15 protein-coding genes are annotated in these 18546 nt (G+C 72.2%); 6 read left to right on the forward strand and 9 right to left on the reverse strand.

What is annotated here, in order from left to right; genetic code table 11:
- Nucleotides 1-11 precede the first annotated feature (11 nt).
- Entirely contained in the window at nt 12-680 is a 669-nt protein-coding gene (locus AB0C38_RS21745; RefSeq protein WP_360675993.1) for a response regulator transcription factor, read from the forward strand.
- A gap of 3 nt (nt 681-683) precedes the next feature.
- On the opposite strand, the gene AB0C38_RS21750 is transcribed toward AB0C38_RS21745, so the two are convergent.
- Complete coding sequence (locus tag AB0C38_RS21750; RefSeq protein ID WP_360675996.1) at nt 684-1652, reverse strand: DMT family transporter; 969 nt, start codon at nt 1650-1652, stop codon at nt 684-686.
- 103 nt (nt 1653-1755) lie between these two features.
- On the opposite strand from AB0C38_RS21750, the gene AB0C38_RS21755 reads away from it, so the two are divergent.
- Nucleotides 1756-2658, forward strand: coding sequence for a LysR family transcriptional regulator (locus tag AB0C38_RS21755; protein WP_360675998.1), 903 nt, complete (start codon nt 1756-1758; stop codon nt 2656-2658).
- On the opposite strand, the gene AB0C38_RS21760 is transcribed toward AB0C38_RS21755, so the two are convergent.
- The 7 genes from AB0C38_RS21760 to AB0C38_RS21790 form a co-directional block, all read right to left on the reverse strand.
- Nucleotides 2655-3749 (reverse strand): serine/threonine-protein kinase, encoded by a 1095-nt coding sequence (locus AB0C38_RS21760; protein ID WP_360676001.1) that lies wholly within the window; start codon nt 3747-3749, stop codon nt 2655-2657. The two genes, AB0C38_RS21755 and AB0C38_RS21760, sit on opposite strands and share 4 nt — an antisense overlap.
- A 16-nt stretch (nt 3750-3765) precedes the next feature.
- The gene (locus tag AB0C38_RS21765) at nt 3766-5391 is read right to left on the reverse strand and encodes a serine/threonine-protein kinase (protein ID WP_360676004.1); all 1626 of its coding nucleotides are present in this window, start codon (nt 5389-5391) and stop codon (nt 3766-3768) included.
- Nucleotides 5392-5606: 215 nt separating this feature from the next.
- On the reverse strand, nt 5607-6467 hold the full coding sequence (locus AB0C38_RS21770) for a hypothetical protein (protein WP_360676006.1): 861 nt from the start codon (nt 6465-6467) through the stop codon (nt 5607-5609).
- Nucleotides 6468-6727: 260 nt separating this feature from the next.
- Entirely contained in the window at nt 6728-8098 is a 1371-nt protein-coding gene (locus tag AB0C38_RS21775; protein ID WP_360676009.1) for a hypothetical protein, read from the reverse strand.
- A 337-nt stretch (nt 8099-8435) separates the two neighbouring features.
- Complete coding sequence (locus AB0C38_RS21780; protein ID WP_360676011.1) at nt 8436-8750, reverse strand: hypothetical protein; 315 nt, start codon at nt 8748-8750, stop codon at nt 8436-8438.
- A gap of 64 nt (nt 8751-8814) precedes the next feature.
- Complete coding sequence (locus AB0C38_RS21785) at nt 8815-9111, reverse strand: chorismate mutase (protein WP_360676014.1); 297 nt, start codon at nt 9109-9111, stop codon at nt 8815-8817.
- 158 nt (nt 9112-9269) lie between these two features.
- Nucleotides 9270-9695 carry a DUF1707 domain-containing protein gene (locus tag AB0C38_RS21790; RefSeq protein WP_360676017.1) on the reverse strand — a complete coding sequence of 142 codons (426 nt, stop codon included), beginning with the start codon at nt 9693-9695 and terminating at the stop codon, nt 9270-9272.
- A 108-nt stretch (nt 9696-9803) separates the two neighbouring features.
- On the opposite strand from AB0C38_RS21790, the gene pcrA reads away from it, so the two are divergent.
- On the forward strand, nt 9804-12224 hold the full coding sequence (gene pcrA / locus AB0C38_RS21795) for a DNA helicase PcrA (protein ID WP_360676020.1): 2421 nt from the start codon (nt 9804-9806) through the stop codon (nt 12222-12224).
- Nucleotides 12225-13091: 867 nt separating this feature from the next.
- On the opposite strand, the gene AB0C38_RS21800 is transcribed toward pcrA, so the two are convergent.
- On the reverse strand, nt 13092-13772 hold the full coding sequence (locus AB0C38_RS21800; RefSeq protein WP_360676022.1) for a M23 family metallopeptidase: 681 nt from the start codon (nt 13770-13772) through the stop codon (nt 13092-13094).
- A gap of 817 nt (nt 13773-14589) precedes the next feature.
- Here AB0C38_RS21800 and AB0C38_RS21805 point away from each other — a divergent pair.
- From AB0C38_RS21805 to sucC, 3 genes are all read left to right on the forward strand, one after another.
- The gene (locus AB0C38_RS21805; protein ID WP_360676024.1) at nt 14590-16935 is read left to right on the forward strand and encodes a hypothetical protein; all 2346 of its coding nucleotides are present in this window, start codon (nt 14590-14592) and stop codon (nt 16933-16935) included.
- Nucleotides 16925-17257, forward strand: a complete 333-nt coding sequence (locus tag AB0C38_RS21810) for a hypothetical protein (RefSeq protein WP_360676027.1) — start codon at nt 16925-16927, stop codon at nt 17255-17257. Before AB0C38_RS21805 ends, AB0C38_RS21810 begins: the two co-directional genes overlap by 11 nt.
- A gap of 118 nt (nt 17258-17375) precedes the next feature.
- Nucleotides 17376-18545 carry an ADP-forming succinate--CoA ligase subunit beta gene (sucC, locus tag AB0C38_RS21815; RefSeq protein ID WP_360676029.1) on the forward strand — a complete coding sequence of 390 codons (1170 nt, stop codon included), beginning with the start codon at nt 17376-17378 and terminating at the stop codon, nt 18543-18545.
- Nucleotide 18546 lies beyond the last annotated feature (1 nt).

Below are 18546 nucleotides of genomic sequence, written 5' to 3' on the forward strand. Positions count from 1 at the left end.
GAGGGAGAGTCGTGACTGAGAACCAGCGGGAACCGGTCAAGGTGTTCCTCGTCGACGACCACGCGTTGTTCCGCGCGGGGGTCCGCACCGAGCTCGACTCGATCACGGACGAAGTCCGCGTGGTCGGCGAGGCCGGTTCGGTCGCCGAAGCGGTGGCCGGGATCGCGCGCACGAAGCCCCAGGTGGTGCTGCTCGACGTCCACATGCCCGACGGCGGCGGCGCCGAGGTGCTGCGCCGCGTCCGTCCCGACCTGCCGGACGTGGTGTTCCTGGCGCTGTCGGTGTCCGACGCGGCGGAGGACGTCATCGCGGTCATCCGAGCGGGAGCGCGCGGGTACGTGACGAAGACGATCTCGTCGAAGGAGCTGGTCCGCGCGGTGGTCCGGGTTTCGGACGGCGACGCGGTGTTTTCGCCGCGCCTGGCGGGCTTCGTCCTGGACGCGTTCGCCGACCGCCCGGGCTCGGCCCCGATCAACGACCCGGAGCTGGACCTCCTGACCCCCCGCGAGCGCGACGTCCTGCGCCTGCTGGCGCGCGGGTACGCGTACAAGGAGATCGCGTCGGAGCTGTTCATCTCGGTGAAGACGGTCGAGACGCATGTGTCGAGCGTCCTGCGGAAGACCCAGCTCTCGAACCGCTACGAGCTCTCCCGCTGGGCCTCCGACCGCCGTCTCGTCTGACCTTCAGTCCGCCAGAGGAGCGAGAGGCCGGGGCGCGCGCCCGGTGGTGTCGTCACCAAGCCCATCCGCCTGGTCACCCGGCACGTCCAGGGCCCCTCGCTCCGGCTTCTGGAGGCGGGTCAGCGCGACCCCGCCGAGGACGACCACCATGCCCGCGATCACCCGCGGGTTCAGCTGCTCGCCCAGGAACACCGCGCCCAGCAGCACCGAGACCACCGGCAGCAGGTACCCGACCACCGACGCCGCGACCGCGCCCTCGCTCGCCAGGAGCTGGTAGTTCAGCGCGAACGCGATGCCCGTCGACCCGATGCCCAGCACCAGGACGGCCAGCAGCGGCCCGGTGGACACGTGCACCGGCGTGAACCCGCCCGCCGGCAGCGCCAGCACCAGCATTCCGCTGGCCAGTAGCATCTGCCCGGCCGAGATCGCGTACGGCGAAGAGGTCGAAGAAGACAGGTACTTGCCCTCGTAGACGAACGCGAAGCCGTAGCTCGCCGCCGCCGCGAGGCACGCCAGCGCGCCCCAGCTCAGCAGCCCCGACGCCTGCCACGGCGCGAAGATCAGCAGGATGCCGCCGAGGCCGACCAAGAGCCCCAGCAACCGGGCCCCCGCCATCCGGGACGACGCCCCCATCATCGGCGCGGCCAGCAGCACCCACAGCGGCGTCGTCGAGTTCAGCACCCCGGTGATCCCCGAGTCGACGGTCGTTTCGCCGATCGCGAACAGCAGGAACGGCAGCGCGTTGTGGAAGAACGCCGCGACGGCCAGGTGACCCCACGTCCGCCGGTCGCGCGGCAGGCGGACCCGCTGCAGCCGGCACAGCGCCAGCAGCATCACCGCGCCGAGCACGAGCCGCGCCAGCACCAGCTGCACCGGCGAGAACATCCCGAGCCCCAGCTTGATCCAGAAGAAGCTCGAGCCCCACATCAACGCCAGCGCGGCGATCCTCAGCAGGGTCTTCGACTCGCCCACCCAGTCCTCCTTCTCCGATCAAGCGCCAGCTTCGCCCCGCCGAGACGTAAGGACAAGCGAAATTAACTGCAGGGACGCTTAAGCTCAGCTGTACGATCAGGGCATGCTCGACGTCCGCCGCATGCAGGTCCTCCGCGCGGTGATCACCAGCGGCTCGATCACCGCCGCGGCCCGCAACCTCGGCTACACGCCGTCCGCGATCAGCCAGCAGCTGTCGGCGCTGGAACGCGAAGCCGGCACCGAACTGCTCGAACGCGTCGGACGCGGCGTCCGGCCGACGGCGGCGGGCGCGCTGCTGTCCGAGCACGCCGAGACGCTGAGCACCGAGCTCGCGAAGGCCGAGGCGGCGCTGACCGAGCTCAAGGAGGGCCGCATCGGCCGCGTCTCCATCCGCTACTTCGCGACGGCCGGCGCGTCCCTGGTCCCGCCTGCCATCGCCGCGGTCCGCCGCGAGCACCCCGGCGTCCGCCTCGACCTCAAGCTGGTCGAACCCGACGACCCGATGATGGACGTCGAAGCGGGCAACGCCGACGTCGCGATCACCGTCTTCCCGCGCAAGCGCCAGCCCGGCAAGGGCGTCGAGCTCGTCCACCTGCTCGACGACCCGTACCGGGCCGTGCTGCCGAAGACCCACCCGCTGGCCCGCAAGCGCGTGCTCGACCTGACGGAGTTCGCCGAGGAGCCCTGGGTCGGCGTCGACGGCCTGCCGGGCGTCTGCCGCGACATCCTCGAGAGCGCCTGCGCGTCGGCCGGGTTCGCGCCGAACGTCGTGGTCGAGTCCGAGGACTACCAGACGGCGCAGGGGTTCGTCGCCGCCGGCATCGGCGTCAGCCTGATCCCGGAGCTCGGGCTCGGCGCGCAGCACCCCGGCGTCGTCGTCCGCAAGATCCGCAACCCGGAGCCGATCCGCGCGATCCACGCCGCGATCGCGTCGCGCGCGTCGGGCCACCCGGCCGTCCGCACGCTGCTCGAAGCCATGCGCGCGGCGACCGCCAAGGTCGCTTAGACGAAGAACAGCTCCGAGACGAGGATGCCGACCAGCACGGCCGCGAGGATCGCGGCCACCGTGATCAGCGTCTTCTTCGAGACCGGCAGGTTCCACGCCTGCGCTTGCGGCTGTGCCTGCGGTTGCGGTCCCGGCGCGTACTGCGTCGGCGGCGCCACGGGCTGCATCCGCTGCGTCTCCTCCGCCGAGGAGTAGCCGGGCGCGGCGACCGGGACCTGCTGCTGGAACTGCGGTCCCGACGGCGGCATCGGCGGCCCCGCGGGCGCCAGCCCCGGGTTGAACGGCGGGGGCGGGGGCGGCGGCATCCCGGGTGCGGTCGGCGGGATGAACGCCGTCTCGCGGCCTTCGGTGATCGCGCTCAGCGAGCGGACCGTGTCGGCCATCGTCGGCCGGGTGGTCGGATCGGACCGCAGCATCTTGCGCAGCGCCGCGGTCAGCACGCCCGCGTTCTGCGCCGGCCGCTCGGACGACTGCCCGTCGTCCCCGAACGGCGGCACGCCTTCGACGGACGTGTACAGCGTCGCGCCCAGGGAGAAGACGTCCGCGGCCGGTGTCGGCGGCAGTCCCCGCGCGACCTCGGGCGCCACGTACGCCGCGTGGGGCCCGCCGCCGCTGATGCCGATGTCGGTGAGCTTCACGCCGCCGTCGTCGGCCAGCAGCACCGTGCCCGGCTCGAGCGTGCGGTGCACGAACCCGGCCGCGTGGATCGCGGCGAGCGCGTTGCCGAGCTGGATCCCCAGGTGCGACGCCTGGTCGGGGGTGAGCCGGCCGTGCTCGGCGAGGAACGTCGCCATGCTGCGCGACGGGATGTACTCCATCACCAGCCAGACGTCCTGGCCGTCGGGCAGCACGTCGAACACCTTGATCGCGCTGGGGTGCTCGATGCGGGCGGCGTCCTTGCCCTCCTGCATGGCGCCCGCGCGCGCCTGCTCAGCGCGGTCGCCGCCGCCGACGGGGAGGTACATCCGCTTCATCGCGACGGTGCGGAACAGCCGCGTGTCGAACGCCAGCCACACGATGCCCGCGCGGCCGCGGCCGATCGGCTGGTCCAGCCGGAACCGGCCGCCGACGATGGTGCCTTCAGAGCTCAACACAAACCTCGGGCGGTCAGGGGTTGTTGCCGGTCGGAGGGGTTTCCGACGTGACCGGCGTCGTTGTCACTGGTGTCGTCGTTTCCGGCGGGGTGGTCTTCGGCGTGGTCTTCGGAGTCGTGGTCCGCTCCGTCTCGGTCTGCCGTGACGTGGTCCGCTTCGACGACGAGGTCGTCTCCGAGACCGGAGGCGGCACGTCCGCCGTGCTGGGCGACTCCTCCGTCGTCGACGGCAGCGACTCCGACGTCGCGGCGGGCGTCGGCTTGTTGCTCGAGATCGGCGAAGCCGGCGCCTCAGGATTGTTCGGGCTCAGCAGCCAGACGGCCAGCGCGACCAGGCCCACGACCACGATGCCGCCGATGATCGCCGGGCGCTTCCAGGCGCCGGGCTTCTCGTCGTCATCGTCGACCGGGCTGGTCTGCGGGCGCCGCGGCGGGGGCGGCGGGGCCGGCTCGTCGTCGTAGTCGTCGTAATCGTCGTCCGCGTACGGGCCCTGCTCGTGCGGGGGCACCGGCACCGCGCGGGTCGCGGCCAAGCCGGGTGGCACGCCGCCGGCGTAGTGCTGGTCGTCCTCGGGGTAGCGCCGGTACCCGTCGTAGTCGTCTTCCGGGTAGCCGGTGCCTTCCGGGTAGTCGTCCTCGTCGTAGTACGGCACGGCCTGCGTCGGGGCCTGGCCGCCGTCGAGCAGGCTGCCCGAGTGTCCCGCGGGGATCTCGTCGAACATCTGGGTCGCGTTCGGGTCCGCGAGGGCCGCCGCGCCCAGGACGCCCGCGGACGGCGCCAGCATGGTCTCTTCCGACGGTCCGCCGAGCGGCAGCTCACCGCGGGCGACGGCCGCCAGCAGCTCTTCGCACTCCTCGGCGGTCGGCCGGTGCTCGATGTCCGGGTGCAGCAGCACGGCCAGCACGCTGGCCAGCGGACCGGACTGGCGCGGCGGGTTGATCTGCCCGGCGGCGACCGCGTGCAGCAGGCTCAGCGTGTTCTCGGACAGCCCGAACGGCGGCTGGCCCTCGCACGCGGCGTAGAGCGTGGACCCGAGGGAGAACACGTCGGACTCCGGGCCGGGATCGCCGCCGATGGCGACCTCGGGGGCCAGGTAGGCGGGGGTGCCGGCGATCATCCCGGTCTTGGTGACCGTGACGTCGTCCTTGGCGCGGGAGATGCCGAAGTCGGTGATCTTCACGACGCCGTTGGCGCCGAGCAGGATGTTGCCCGGCTTGATGTCGCGGTGGACGATGCCGACCGCGTGCGCCTCGCGCAGCGCCGCGGCGACCTGGGCGCCGATGCGCGCCACCTCGGGCGGCGGCAGCGTGCGGCGTTCCTGCAGCACGGCGGCCAGGCTGGTGGAGTTGAGGTACTCCATGATCAGGCACGGCTGCCCGTTGTCGTCGGTGACGACGTCGAAGACGGAGATCGCGTTCGGGTGGTGCAGCCGGGCCGCGATCCGGCCCTCGCGCATCGTCCGCTGCCGGGCGTCCTCGGCGTCGTGCTCGTCCAGGTGCGCCTGGAGCAGGAGCTGCTTGATGGCCACGGTGCGGCCCAGGACCTCGTCGTGCGCCCGCCAGACGGCCCCCATCGCGCCCGTGCCGATCCGGCCGTCGATGCGGTACCGATCGGCGACCAGGCGACCCTCGTCGCTCACGCGACCTCCCTTTGGGCTCCGACTTCACCAGGGCGTGAGGATCGGTGCCTGGTGACGCGGCCACACGCACGCCGCTTCGCTGGAGCGTATGCACATGTCGTGGGCTGTGTGCCGACTCTCTCGAGATCGGCCCGTGACAAGGCTAGGCGCTCACTCTGCGCACACGAATCCGGTACGGGCACTTGAACCACGGGTAAAGGGGTGATCGCCCAGGGCTACATGTATTGGGCCGAGACGAGCTCGGCTTCGGTGATCAACCCGCCCGTGTCCGCGACCCGGAACAGCTGGGTCACGCGCACCAGGGCGCCGTCCGGCCGGTGGAGCGTCGCGACCGCGAGGATCGAGCCGTCCGGCTTGATCTGCGTGTCGGCTTCCTGGACGTCGATGGCGTCCATGGCGCTCCAGCTGCGGACGAGCTCGCCCGCAGCGCCGTCGGCCAGCGAGGGGCTCAGCAGCGAGAGCGCGCCCGCCGAGTCCCGCGCGATGGCGGCGTAGAAGTCTTTGACGGCCTGGATCTTCCGGGCCGCGCTGCGCGCGTCGGCGGCCTTGTCCGGCACCGCGTCCTTGGTCTCCGGCACGGCCTGGGTGCGCGGGGTGCCGCCGGTCGACTCCGCGGCCGACGGTGCGCCACCGGAGTGCGTGCCCGGCGTCGAGGCGCTGTGCTGCTCGGGCGCGCCGCCCCCGGCCTGGTGCTGCGGGACGGCGAGGCCGCCGAGCTCCGCGGCACCGTTGAAGCCGGCGGGCGTGGACTGGCCGCCTTCGGACACCGCGCGGTTCGCGCTGGTCAGCATCGGCGCGGCGACCACCGCGCCGGCGACGAGCGCCCCGGCGGCGACCAGTCCGGCCAGCTTGGCGCGGCGGACGAACCGGCTCTCCGGCACGTCGGCGTCGGGGTCCTGTGCGGGCTCGCGGACGGGCTCCGGACGCGGAGGCAGGAACCTCTGCGGGTCGCGGAAGACCTGCTCGAGATAGTCGCGGTCGGCGTCGCCGACACCGTCGAGAATCTCGGCCGGGATCACGTCCTCGACGCGGACGGCGTTGGGTACCTCACGCCGTGTGCGCTGCCGATCAAGCACGAATGTCCTCGCTCTGGGGTTCCGGGGACGGTCGCTCGGCCGTTCGGCCGGGCTTCCGTTGGTCCGGATGGCCGACTCGTGGCCGGTTCCGGATCCGCTGTCGTCAGGTAACCCTGTGCGGACGGACACCACCAGGCTCTGTCGCCGGAATGCCGTCGCCATACGACGAGCGGCAGCTTATGTCACCCACCCGGACCAGGGGTAACCGCTCGGCGCACCGCACGTGCATCGGAACGGGCGAACCGCACGTGCAGGGTTGGTTACTGGCCGTCAGCGGCGATTTTGTCGCCGTCCCCGAACGTCAGCGTGCGTTCTTCGATCGTCTTGGAACCGTCGGTGTGGGTGATCTCGACGGTGTTCACCGTGACGCCGCGCTGCTGGTCGATGCTGATCTTCCGGACCTCGAAGTAGGCGACGCCGGCGTACCGCTCGGCGAGGGCCTGCGGGCCCTGGTCGTGCAGGTCACCCGTGGTCACCGCCGACGCCGCGGCGGGGTCGGTGGTGACGGTGTTGAAGAACTTCTCCGAGTTGTCGCCCATGGTCTGGGCGTCCGGCGGGAAGGAGTACCACCAGGGCGGTTTGACCGGGGTTTCGCGCTGGGCGGGCGCGACGGGTGGCTTCTGCGGCCGCCCGCTCGGCGTGGTCGTGCCGGTCGTCTTCGAGCCGGCGGTGCTGTCTGCCGGCGGGGGCGGGGGGACGCCGTCGACGGGGCCGGCCCCGCCGCCACTGGTCCGCCCGGCGGGCTTCTCGGACGACGGCGTGCTGTCGTCCGGTCCCGGCGCGGAACCGCCCTGCCGGGACGGCGGCTCGGCCTCGCCGGTCGGGTCGATGACGGTCGGCGCGCCCTGGTAGCCCGGCCACGCGCCCTGCACGGCCTGGTCCACCGGCGGCTTCCCGACCATGTAAGACCCGGCGAAGAGCAGCCCGACGACCACGGCGCCGGACGCGCCGGTGGCGAACCAGGCCGCCTTCCGCCACGTCTTGGGCGGGGTCACGGACGCGGGCACCGACCCGATGGTGAAGCCGCCGAGCCCGTCGATCGGGGGCGCCGCGTAGATGCGGACGTCGTCGTCCTCCTGGTCCACCTGGTCCACGCAGCGCGGCTGCGGGGTGGCGAGCTTGACGCGGGTGCGCCGGGCGGCCTGGTCGGCGCGCGTCTCGGGCCGCGGCGGCTCGACGGGCTCGAGGTCTTCCTCCAGGGGGAGGCTGCCGTGCGAAGCGGGGAACAGCGGGGGCGCCGGCCGCCGGTCCCGGGGCTGGGGCAGCGACGGCTGGGGGAGCGGGAGCGCGCCGGACATCGGCTGGGCGAGCGGATACTCGCCGGACCTCGGCTGCGCGAGCGGATGCGTCCCGGACATCGGGTGCGCGAGCGGATACTCGCCGGACCTCGGGTGCGCGAGCGAGTACTCCCCGGACGACGGCTGGGGGAGCGGCTGCGTCCCGGACCTGGGCTGCGCGAGGGGAAGGGACCCGGACACGGGCGGGTCGACCGGCGCCGGGCCGGCCGCGTGGCGCCGCCCGGCGCGGTTCGGGGGCAGCGGGGGCGTCCAGCCGTCCGTGCCGCCGAGCCGGTGCCGCCCGGGATGCGCGGGCGCGCTGCCGCGTCCGTGGAACTCCGTGCCGTGGGTCATGTCAGCTCGACCATCCGGCGGTCCGGTCGTGACGCCGTCCGGCGGCGGGAAGACCCGATCGGAGCACTGTCCTCACGAGCGGAATCTCGTTCGGAATCCTGCGCAGATGCACGCGCATGCGACACTGGGCGCGCGGGGCCGATGCCCCCGCGCGTCCTCCGGGCTTCGCCCGACCCAGACGCAAGGGTCCTCACGTCGTCAACCCTAGGAGCATCCGGCGTAGAAAGTCGCCCCCAAACCTGCAAGTTGCACAGGTTTCACTCGGTCGGGCGCGACCGATAGGGGGAAGGTGACGCTCCGGATTCTCACCCAGCGAAATCAGCCCAGCTCAGGCGATTCAGCCTCCGGTGCGGTAACGGTCGCGGGTCGACTGCAGCGCCTTCGTCGCCACCACACCGCTACCCGCCGCGACGAGGATCGCCACGATGTCGAGCGTCGGTCCCCCGGCCGTGAGCAACCAGGCGAACAGCGCCGCCGCGGTGGTACCGCCGGCAACAGCCCAGCGGCCGCGGACGTACTGCGCGACCGGCGCGCCGCCGGCCCGCTTACCCGCCGCGTTGTTCAACATCGCCAGATACCCCACATGGCCCAGCGCGGCCAGCACGCTCGCGAGCGCGACGATGACGGCGATGAGGTTCACGAGCCAGTCCATGACCACAGTCTGCCTGCCGCCGGGTCACCCCTGCCTCAGGGAAGACCCGGAATTCGGACAACCGTTACCGGCCGAGCCTGCCGCGGCCGAGGTTCAGCAGCGCCATCGCCAGCTGGCGGCCGTCCGGGCCGAGCTCGCGGTAGCGCGCGAGCACGTCCATCTCGCGGTTGTAGACGATCCGCGTGCCGCCGGCGGCCATCCGCGCGGCCCCGATCGTCTTGGACACCTCGACCCGGCGTTTCACCAGCCGCAGGATCTCCTTGTCCAGCCAGTCGATCTCCTGCCGGAGCGACGCGATGTCGTCCCCGGCCGGGGTGTCTTCGGCGGGCTGGCCGTCGGCGTTCGTCGCGTGTGCGTTCATCGGGACCTCTCCCTCGGGGCCCGGACCCGGCCCCTGGGACGGCGACAGCCCCGGGTCCGTGGACTCCGGGGCTGGCGTGATGGCGGTTCGGGCACTACGCGATCACGGGAGCCGGAGTCCGGGTCCCGTAAAAAAATCGCTCTGCGTGCCGCATGGGTTCAGTATGGCACAGCCGCACCGGGCCGCTCCCGGAACGAGCGCACCCTGGCATGAACGAAGAGGCTCACCGCGAGCCAGAACATCGGGAACGCCGGCCAGAAGAACCCGGCGCCCAGCACCGCCCAGCGCACGATCACCAGCACCGCGATCGCGACCACCACGGCGAGGTGCAGGCGCAGTGCCGGGTGCCGCCGCAGCGCGGCCCGGGTGAGCGGGAAACCGGGCCGGGCCGGTGCGGGCCGCGGCAGGTCGGTGGTGAGCTCGGCCAGCTCGTCGGTGAACCGTGCGCGGTAGACGTGGGTGAGGCGCTCTTCGACCTCTTCGAGGGTGAGCCGGCCTTCGGAGCCGGCGGCCTGGACGGTGGTGGCGACGCGTTCGCGATCGGCGTCGGCGGCCCGGATGCGGGCGGTGCGGTTGTCTTCCATGTCCGCCGATGCTCCGCGCGGCGGGCCCGCCGCGCGTCGGGCGCCAGGCGACATCTCCCGCTACGCCTGCCGCGGTAGCCCACCCGCCCGGGGTAGCGTGGACAGACGATGGACACCCTCTTCGATCTCCCCGCCGAGACCCCCGCGCGCAAGCCCGCTTCCGGCGGGCCGGCCGATCTGCTCGAGGACCTGAACCCGTCCCAGCGCGAAGCCGTCACCCATGCCGGTGGCCCGCTGCTGGTGGTCGCGGGCGCGGGATCGGGCAAGACCCGGGTGCTGACCCGCCGGATCGCCTACCTGCTCGGGCAACGCCGCGTGCACCCCGGCGAAGTCATGGCGATCACGTTCACGAACAAGGCCGCCGCCGAGATGCGCGACCGCGTCGCCGCGCTCGTCGGGCGCCGCGCGAACGCGATGTGGGTGTCCACGTTCCACTCGATGTGCGTGCGGATCCTGCGCCGGGAAGCCAAGACGCTGGACATGTCGTCGAGCTTCTCCATCTACGACTCGGACGACACGAAGCGGCTCATCACGCTCGTGGCGCGGGACCTCGACATCGACCCGAAGCGTTACGCCGCCCGCACTCTCGCCATCCACATCTCGAACCTGAAGAACGAGCTGGTCGACCCGGACGAGGCGGCGGCCAACGCGGCCAACGACCTCGAGCGCCGCGTCGCCGAGGTCTACGTCGAGTACCAGCGGCGGCTGAACCAGGCCAACGCCTTCGACTTCGACGACCTCATCATGCGCACTGTCTCGCTGCTGCAGGCGTTCCCGGCCGTCGCCGAGTACTACCGGCGGCGCTTCCGCCACGTGCTGGTCGACGAGTACCAGGACACGAACCACGCGCAGTACACCCTGGTCCGCGAGCTGGCCGGGACCACGCCGAACGAGTCGGGCGTCGAGCCGGCCGAACTGGTCGTCGTCGGTGACGCGGACCAGTCGATCTACGCCTTCCGCGGCGCGACGATCCGCAACATCGAAGAGTTCGAGCGGGACTTCCCGAACGCGCACACCATCCTGCTGGAGCAGAACTACCGCTCCACGCAGACGATCCTGTCCGCGGCCAACGCCGTCATCGAGCGGAACCCGAACCGGCGCGCGAAGCGGCTGTGGACGGATTCGGGCGACGGCGAGAAGATCGTCGGCTACGTCGCGGACAACGACCACGACGAAGCCGCGTTCGTCGCGGGCGAGATCGACGCGCTGGCGGAGAAGGGCGAAGCCGACTACTCCGACGTCGCCGTCTTCTACCGCACCAACAACCAGTCCCGCGTCTTCGAAGAGATCTTCATCCGGCTCGGCCTGCCGTACAAGGTCGTCGGCGGCGTGCGGTTCTACGAGCGGCGCGAAGTCCGCGACATGGTCGCGTACCTGCGCGTGCTGGCGAACCCGGAGGACACGGTCAGCCTGCGGCGCGTGCTGAACGTGCCCAAGCGCGGCATCGGCGATCGCGCGGAAGCTGTCGTGGCGACGCACGCCGAGCGCGAGCGGATCTCGTTCGCGGCTGCGCTGCGGGACGCCGTCGAAGGCAAGGTGCCGCTGCTGAACCCGCGCTCGGTCAAGGCGATCAGCGGGTTCGTGGCGATGCTCGACGAACTGGGCGTGCTGCTCGAGAACGGCGCCGAGGTGCACGACGTCCTCGAAGCCGTGCTGGAGAAGACCGGCTACCGCATCGAGCTCGAGGAGTCGGACGACCCGCAGGACCACACGCGCGTGGAGAACCTGGACGAGCTCGTCACGGTGGCGCGGGAGTTCACCGAGATCACCGCCGAGGTCGTCGCGGACGAGAACGCCGAGCTGGTCGTGGAGCCCGGGGTGCCGGCGCCCGGGTCGCTGCCGGCGTTCCTCGAGCGCGTGTCGCTGGTGGCGGACGCCGACTCGGTGCCTTCGCCCGACGGCGGCGAAGAAGGCGACGGCGGCGCGGGCGTGGTCACGCTGATGACCGTGCACACCGCGAAGGGCCTGGAGTACCCGGTGGTGTTCTGCACCGGCTGGGAGGACGGCGTCTTCCCGCACATGCGTGCGCTGGGCGACCCGACCGAGCTGGCCGAAGAACGGCGGCTGGCGTACGTCGCGATCACGCGGGCGCGCAAGCGGTTGTACGTCTCGCGCGCGATCACGCGCTCGGCTTGGGGCCAGCCGTCGATGAACCCGGCGTCGCGGTTCCTTGACGAGCTGCCGGGCGACCTCGTCGACTGGCGGCGGCTGGAGCCGTCCAGCGCCGGCTTCGGTTTCGGGTCCGGTTCGCGTGGGGGTGGCACCCCGCGGGCGGCGACCACGTGGGGCGGCCGCCGGACTTCTTCGCCGTCTTCCTCTTCGGGCACACCGTCGTTCGGCAAGGGCTGGAAGGAAACGGTGGCGCTGAAGCTGGACGTCGGCGACCGCGTCAGCCACGACAAGTACGGCCTGGGCACGGTGATCTCGTGCGACGGTGTCGGCCCGCGCGCGACGGCGACGATCGACTTCGGCGCGGCGGGCAAGGTCCGCCTGATGCTGATCGGCAGCGTCCCGATGGTGAAGCTCTAACACCCGTCCGAGTGAACCCGGCGGCGATCCCGGCGATCGCCGCCGGAATCGTCGTACCCCACCGGTAGAACGGACCCCGTAATCGAACACGAGTTCGACCGAGGGGGTAGTGTGGTGTGGACGCGGTGCTGTTTCACCTGTTGGCCGAAGGGGTACAAAAATACCTGCGAGGAGTCCTGGGGACGACGGTTCCGGATCGGGGTCCGGGCCCTTCGGGGGCTTCAGGAATTCCTTCGCGTGCGGGAGCGGAGGCGTGCCGGCTGGCCGCCGCCTGGCGAGCGCTGCTCAGGCAGCACGAGCTCGGAGCGGACGGGCGATGTGTCACCTGCGGCCGGGGACGCCGCTGGACGACACGTCGGGCCGCGCGTGTCCGCTCCGCGGGGGGCGCAGGGGGACCTGTGTCCTGGGGCTGGCTGCCGGTGCGCAGGTCCGCGGAGCTGTGCACGGTGTGGCAGGTCGCGGTGGCGTACTTCATCCGCCGCTTGCCGGGCGGGCAGCGTTAGCCGTTTCCGGGCGCTGAGACCCTTTCCGGCGGCTTCTGCGGGGCCGAGGGTGGTCCCGGGTGCTCCGGGACGTGTGGAGCGATCTGGAGAGCGTTCGGCTGCCGGCGTGGTTCCGACCCGTGTGCCGGCTGTGTTTCACCGCGCTGCGAGGGAGATCCGTCGCGCGTGGGCCGTCGTTGCGGCTGTCCGCCGTGTGCCGGCCAGGGTGCCTGCCTTGCCACTGCGGACCGTCGAGGTGTCCCGGCCGGAGCGAGTCCACTCGGCTGAGGAGCGTCATCGGCCCTCAGCGGCGAATCATGGCTCTACGGCCGGGTTTCCCGGTGCGGCGGCTTGTTTCGCGAGCCACCGGTCTGGAGCGAACGGATCAGAGGACGATGCCGCGCGAGGCCAGCCAAGGCCGGGGGTCGATCTTCTTGCTGCCGTTCTGCCACACCTCGAAGTGCAGGTGCGGGCCGGTGCTCTGGCCGCGGTTGCCGATCTCGGCGATCTGCTGGCCGCACTTGACCTTCTGGCCCTCCTTGACGGAGAAGCTGTTCATGTGGCCGTAGACCTGGATCGTGCCGTCTTCCATCTGGACGCGCACCCAGAGGCCGAAGCCGCTGGCCGGGCCGGCGTCGATCACGGTGCCGTCGGAGGCGGCGTAGATCGGGGTGCCGATCGAGTTGGCGATGTCGATGCCGAGGTGGCTCGTGCCCCACCGGGCACCGAAGCCCGAGGTGAAGGTGCCGTGGGCCGGCAGGCAGGTCTTGGGGCGAGCGGCTTCTTCGGCGGCGCGCTTGGCGGCGTCGGCTTCGCGCTGCTCACGGGCCTGGGTGATGGAGGCGCTGTCGGAAACCTTGGCGGCTTCGGCGGAGGCGTCGACGACGTGGCCGGTCGGCAGGAGCTCGGGGGCGCCCCCGGTGCCCGCACCTCCCGCGGTGAGCGAAGCGCTGGCGTCCTGGCTGTTGGCCAGCGGCGCGACGGCCGCGTCGGAGTCGGTGACTGTCTTGAGGGTCGAGCCCGCAGCAGCAGCGGCGAACGCACCGGCCGCGACAGCGGCCACCACGACCCGGCCACGAAGGGCCGAAGAGGGCGGGGCGATGCGGTGCGCACCCCGGACACGAACGACCGCACCTTCAAGTGCGTCCTTCAGTGCCGGGGAAGGAGCTTGGCCGCCGGGGGAGCGGTGTGAAGCCAAGACAGGGCCTTCCATCGTCGGGGAGCCGGGTCGGAGGACTGCGGGCGGGGGAACCCGGTGAGCCAACCTCGGGGGTGGTTCGCTCGTCGTCCTGCTTCGTGACCTGACTGTAATGGGGACCCGGGGACGATAACGAAGGGGCACCGCTGTAGGCAAGATCGGCCCCGCGCCTCGGCCGATCGGGTGGCGTGGATCTTGCGCCCACCTGTGGAAATTACTCAAAGTTAAAGAGGGTTTACTGCTTTGGTTGTGACTTGCCTTACAGGTCTTGCGGGCGGTTATGGACCGACCGACGGCTTCCGGGCACGAGGGGGCCGGAATAAGGGTTTGCCAGGGGATGTTTAAGCCTCTTCGACGCCCAGGGCGGGCTCGCCGGGGCCTCGGCAGTGGACTCGCCAAGGTTCGGGCGGCAGGTCGACGCGACCGTTCATCGACACCCGTGAACCGCTCACCGACTCGCGTTTGAACCTGGCTCACAAGTGCCGGTTTTGTCCGACTTCTCGGGTCGTCCGCGGCTGCGCAGGTCGCCCGTGACCGAGTCACGCCTCCGACCACCGCGGATCTACGCGCGCCCCCGGCAGCCTCAGGGGCGGCGTCGCCGACACACACACCAACCGGCACCGCTCGACGACTCGCGCCCCGCTGGGACGTCCCGCACCGCCGTGGCTTGCTAGCGTCGCGACCGATGCCCCCACGCTCAGAGCCTCCGACCGGGAGCACCCCCGGCTCCCCGGCCTCCCCGCAGGACCCCGCGGCCACCCGATCCACCGGCAAGCGGAAGCCTCCTCGCGCACAGACTTCCCGGCAGAAGCCCGCCGAAACCACCGAACGGGCAAAAGCCAAGCCCGCCCACCCCGCCCCAGCGACGGCCCGCCCGGAGCCCACCGGCGCAGGGAACACCCGCCCCGAACCCACCGACGCGGCGAAGTCCGGAGCCGGGCCTGCGAGCGCACGCTCTGAGAACACCCGGTCCGAGCCCGCCGACGCGGCGAAGGCCAGGCCTGCCCGGGCGGCGGAGGCAGGGGCCGGGCCTGCGAGCACCCGCGCAGCCACCACCCGGTCCGAGCCCGCCGACACGGCGACCGCCAAGCCCGCCCGGGCGGCGAAAGCCGAGGCCGGGCCTGCAAGCGCCCGCGCAGCGACCGCTCGCTCCGAGTCCACCGACGCTGCCAAGGCCAGGCCCGCCCGAGCGGCGAAGGCCGAAGCTGGCCCCGCTAGCGCCCGCGCAGCGAAGGCCCGACCCGCATCTCCTTCAGCGGCAAAAGCCCGCCCCGAGCCCGCCGACCCCACGCCAACCTGGGCCGAAGACACCACCCCGTCCCGCCCCCTGACCATCGCGGTCGCCCTCGCCGCCCTCGGCGCCATCTCCCTCACCGCCGCAGCCGTCGTCCCCGTTTCCCCAGCCGCCGCCCCCGGCTTCACCAGCTGGCCTTGGCTCGCCGTCCTCGCGCTGGCCCCCGCCATCGCTGCCGTCTGGACCGCCGCCGCCGGGAAGCCTGCCCTCGCCAAAGGCCTCCTCCTCGGCCTCGCCGCCCTCGCGCCCGGCCGGCTGGTCCTCGACCTTCAGTTCGCCGTCAACGGCCCCCTCGCCATCCGGCCCGAGCTCTACCTCGCCGACCGCTTCATCGGCGGCTCGGCCGTCGGCGGGGGGTTCTGGCTGCTCGTCGGCGGGCACCTGCTCACCGGGGCCGCCGGGGCCGCCGCCTGGAGCGCCGGCCGCCGGGACGAGGAACCCGAACGGCGGCGCTGGCGCCTGCTCGTCCCGCTGCTCTCGGTGGCCGCTTCGGTCGGGCTGCTCACCGCCCCCGTCGGCTCCGGCAACGGCTTCCTCCTCGCCCGCGCCGCCTTCGAAGGGCCCTGGCCCGCCCTCGGCGGCTACCTGCTGCTCGCCGCCGCGCTGCCGCTGGCCGCCGTCCTCGCGCTCGCCTCTCCGTCCGAAAGCACCGCCAGAGGCACCCTGCTCGGCCTCACCGCCGCCGCCTTCGGGGTCGCCGGGCCGCCCGTGCTGGCCGGGCTCCTCCGGGACGACCTCCACGTCACCTGGGGGCCCGTCCTGGTGCTCGCCGCGACCGCCGTCACCGCCGGGCTCGCCTTCACCCGGCTCAGCGAAACCCCGAAAGAAACCGAACGGGACGTCAAGGTCCCCGGCATCTTCTGGTGGCGGCTGACGACCGGCCTGCTCGGCCTCGCCACCGCCGTCGCCGCCCTGATCGGCACCTTCGCGCCGCAGGTCGCCGTCACCGCGCTCAACCCCGGTGCCGCCGCCCCGGTCAGCGCCGCCGCCGAAAGCCCCGCGCGGTGGTTCCTGCTCGTCGCCGCGCTCGTCGTCGCCGTTCCGGCGCTCGGCACGCTCATCCCGAAGACCGCACCGGCGGCCCGGCCCGTGCTCGGGCTCGCCTGGGCCGGGATCGTCCTGGCCGGCACCGCCGTCCTGAACACCGCGCTGACCGCCACCCAGGCCGGCAACCTCGCCGGGTTCGGGGGCGCGGACCTCGGCGGCACCTCCGGCGCCACCCCCGTCTTCACCTACGACCTCGGCGCCGGCGCCGCCTGGACGTTCGCCGCGCTCGTGCTCGCCGCCCTCGTCGCGCTCGCCGCCGCCGGGACCGGTGTCGTCGAACGGGAGGACGCCGACAACGGCAGCGAGCCGGGCAAGGACCTGCTCACCCCCGTCGTCGCCGGTGGGGTGCTGGCGGTCGCCGCGTTCGGGCTGCCCGTCTTCAGCGTGCCCGGCTACGTCGCGCCTGGGCTCTGGTCGAACTTCGACACGCCTTCGTGGGGCCTGCTGACCGCCGTCGTGGTCGTCGTCGGCGCGGCCGCGCTGGCGCTGCGGTCCCGGCCGAAGCCCGCGGCGGCCCTGCTGGCCGGTGCCGCCCTGCTCGCCGCGCTGCACGCCGCGGAGCTGCCGCTCGTCGGCGGCGCCCTCGGCGACGCGAGCCCGTCGACCGGCTTCTGGGTGGCCCTTGCCGCCGTGGTCGCGCTGCTCGTCGCGGCGGGCCTGTCGGCCGCCGGCGGACGCCGTGAGCCGTGAGCGGCTGCGGGTGCTCGTCGTCGAGTTCACCCGCCCGGACCCGGCCGCCGTCGCACTGGGCCGCGTGCTGCGCGACGAAGGCATGGAGGTCGTCCACGCCGGACCGCTGGACACCGTCGAGCAGATCGTCCGCACCGCCGAGCAGGAGGACCCGGACGCCGTCGGCGTGCTCGGCGAGCGCCCTCCCCAGGACCTGAACACCCACTTGAAGGACGTCCGCGTCTTCACGGCCGAGGACTTCGGGACCCCGGAAGAAGCCGCGAAATGGCTGTCCGGTGGGCGGTCTCACACCGCGGACGCACCGTCTGACCGCGTACGGTGACCGACTTCACCAGGTGCGGAGTCCCCTGCGTCTGCGCAGGTCGCTAACCTCGACTGGTCCGACAGCGCGGTCCGGTCGCGGACCACCTGCAGTGGCGTGTCGTCAGGAGACTGGAGTAGTGGACCTCTACGAGTACCAGGCGAGGGATCTCTTCGCCGCCCACGGAGTACCGGTTCTGCCGGGCTCGGTGGCTAGCACCCCCGAAGAAGCCAAGGCCGCCGCGGAGCAGATCGGTAACCAGGTCGTCGTCAAGGCGCAGGTGAAGGTCGGCGGCCGTGGGAAGGCGGGCGGCGTCAAGCTGGCCCAGACGCCGGACGAGGCGAAGGAGAAGGCGGAAGCCATCCTCGGCCTCGACATCAAGGGCCACATCACGCGTCGCGTGCTCGTGGCCGAAGCCTCGGACATCTCGTCCGAGTACTACTTCTCCTTCCTGCTGGACCGGGCGAACCGCACCTTCCTGGCGATGGCCTCGTCCGAAGGCGGCATGGAGATCGAGCAGCTCGCGGTCGAGCGCCCCGAAGCGCTCGCCAAGATCCCCGTCGACTCGATCGCCGGCGTGGACAAGGCGAAGGCGCTCGAGATCCTGAAGGCCGGCAACTTCCCGGCCGACATCATCGACGAAGCCGCCGACGTCGTCGTGAAGCTCTGGGAGACCTTCGTCTCCGAGGACGCCACCCTGGTCGAGGTCAACCCGCTGGTCCGTGACCCGCAGGACAAGATCATCGCCCTCGACGGCAAGGTCACCCTCGACGAGAACGCGGACTTCCGCCAGCCGGGCCACGAGGCCCTGGTGGACAAGGACGCGGAGAACCCGCTCGAGGCGAAGGCCAAGGCCAAGAACCTCAACTACGTCAAGCTCGACGGCCAGGTCGGCATCATCGGCAACGGCGCGGGCCTCGTCATGTCCACTTTGGACGTCGTGGCGTACGCGGGCGAGAAGCACGGCGGCGTGAAGCCGGCGAACTTCCTCGACATCGGCGGCGGCGCGTCGGCCGAGGTCATGGCGGCCGGGCTGGACGTCATCCTCAACGACACCGACGTGAAGAGCGTCTTCGTCAACGTCTTCGGCGGCATCACCGCCTGCGACGCGGTCGCGAACGGCATCGTCGAAGCCCTGAAGATCCTGGGCGACGAGGCCGCCAAGCCGCTGGTCGTCCGGCTCGACGGCAACAACGTCGTCGAGGGTCGCAAGATCCTGGCCGACGCGAACCACCCGCTGGTCACCGTGGTGGACACAATGGACAACGCGGCCGACAAGGCCGCCGAGCTCGCCGCGGCAGGTGCGTGAG

The organism is Amycolatopsis sp. NPDC048633 (assembly GCF_040650695.1).
Taxonomy (GTDB): Bacteria; Actinomycetota; Actinomycetes; order Mycobacteriales; family Pseudonocardiaceae; genus Amycolatopsis.